Below are 1,083 nucleotides of genomic sequence, written 5' to 3' on the forward strand. Positions count from 1 at the left end.
GATACGATGCACTTATCGTGGACACCGAATCCAAAATTGAAGACAACTGGTTGCGCTATGTCGCCCATCACAGCGCATCCGGCACAACGATTATCAGCAGCAAAGCGCTGAACGAAGCCATCAATGGAAAAGTCGATCTGAACATGCTGAGCATCCATGACATGGATTCCCTGCAGCCCAGCGCCGTTTATGTCATTGCCAAAAGGCTAATCGACATTGCTTCTGTCGCCCTGCTCAGCCCAATCGTGCTGCCTGTTTCCTTGATCCTGGCCACTATCATTCGCTTTGAATCCAAAGGGTCTGTCCTCTTTATTCAGGAACGAGTCGGGCAAAAGAACATCCCCTTTCGCATGTACAAATTCCGTTCCATGATCCCGGAAGATGATGACACTCCGCGTTTTGCAGACATGGACGAACACCGGATCACCCGCTTTGGCAGCTTTATCCGAAAATTCCGTCTGGACGAACTTCCACAGTTTCTGAATGTACTGAAAGGTGATATGAGCCTGATCGGACCTCGCCCTGAGCAAAGAGGCTTTGTAGAGCAATTCGAGCAGGAAGTGCCTTTTTATAGCTACCGGCATATCGTCAAGCCTGGCATCACAGGCTGGGCTCAGGTGAGCCAGGGGTATGCGGTATGCACGGAGTCAACCCGGGAAAAGGTCGAGCATGACTTCTTTTACATCAAGAATCTGTCGCTATGGGTGGACATTCTGATTGTACTCAAAACCATCAGAACAGTTCTCACGGGGTTCGGCGCTCGCTAACCGAAGCACAAGCAACAAGAAACTCCTCGAGGCCGCAACGTTCCAACAAAGAAGACCATTCCAGTGAGTCCACAGAAGCCGAAAAGCCCTGTGGATCCATAGCCTTCAAATCAGCCAGGCCAGATTCTATTTTATAAAAACTGGCATGATGACAAGTCTCGAAATTCCGGATCCATTCATAATCATTGGTCACGACCCCCAGGCCCGCAGCACAATATTCCAGAACCTTGGTACTGGTCTGCACATTGAAGGGATAAACATCCGGGATAAAATTGAGCCCAAAGCGGGCCTTACTGATCCAACCTGGAACGTCATC

Annotated in this window: 2 protein-coding genes; one reads left to right on the plus strand and one right to left on the minus strand. The window is 49.8% G+C overall.

Features of this window, described 5'->3' with window-relative positions; all coding sequences use genetic code 11:
* Nucleotides 1-767, plus strand: a 767-nt coding sequence (locus tag A3730_RS05065) for a sugar transferase (protein ID WP_197477302.1), incomplete at its 5' end; no start/stop codon positions are given.
* On the opposite strand, the gene A3730_RS31080 is transcribed toward A3730_RS05065, so the two are convergent.
* Nucleotides 745-1,083: hypothetical protein (locus A3730_RS31080; protein ID WP_197477303.1), on the minus strand; the 339-nt coding region annotated here is incomplete at its 5' end. The two genes, A3730_RS05065 and A3730_RS31080, sit on opposite strands and share 23 nt — an antisense overlap.

Source organism: Alcanivorax sp. HI0044 (assembly GCF_001634945.1).